The sequence below is a fragment of the Prevotella sp. MGM2 genome (genome assembly GCF_002933955.1).
Taxonomy (GTDB): domain Bacteria; phylum Bacteroidota; class Bacteroidia; order Bacteroidales; family Bacteroidaceae; genus Alloprevotella.
On record NZ_BEWW01000141.1, the window covers coordinates 1 to 658 of the forward strand.

Consider the following 658-nt stretch of genomic DNA (forward strand, 5'->3'; position numbering starts at 1 on the left):
CTACAATATATTTGACAAGTTTATCCACTTGCTTAGCGATAATTTCAGGTCAGAACGCAATGTGAGCTGGTATAGCGACCAGTTATGCCTCACTCCGAAATATCTTTCGGAAGTGGTGAAAAACGTAAGCGGCCGAACTGCCGGGCAATGGATTGCAAATTTTGTTGTAATGGAAATCAAACAATTGCTGGCCAATACTTCTCTGTCAGTAAAAGAAATCGCTGTCCGTCTGAACTTTTCCAATCAGAGTTTTCTGGGAAAATATTTCAAGAACGCCACCGGCTTCTCGCCGTCAGACTATCGCAAATAAGACTGTCACTTTTTTTGACCGTCTTGCCATTCTATACAAAGATTTCTTTTCATTGCTTTAATTTGAGGAAATGCACCGTCATATCACTCTGAAGGTCATATTGGGGTATTTGCTGCTCACCGGCTCACTGGCAGGTGCCACTTTCTTGGTTGTACGTCTCACACAAAGTCTGGCACGTTTTTCACAAGCCGAACAGGAGGCCGCGCTGCGACGCCAAGCCACAGAACGGCTGGTCGTAGGATTCTTCAACGTAGCAGGCAGCGAACAGTCGCTCACCGCAGGAGTGCCCGGATCACGGAGAGATTATCTGACCGCGCTTGACACGGCCGCAAAAGCCCTCTGCGACCT

At 47.4% G+C, this 658-nt stretch carries 2 protein-coding genes; both read left to right on the forward strand.

Annotated features, from left to right (window positions below):
- Window positions 1–310, forward strand: a 310-nt coding sequence (locus C5S62_RS03255; RefSeq protein ID WP_133159478.1) for an AraC family transcriptional regulator, incomplete at its 5' end; no start/stop codon positions are given.
- A 70-nt stretch (window positions 311–380) separates the two neighbouring features.
- Window positions 381–658 (forward strand): hypothetical protein (locus C5S62_RS03260; protein ID WP_133159479.1); only part of this gene is annotated, 278 nt, incomplete at its 3' end.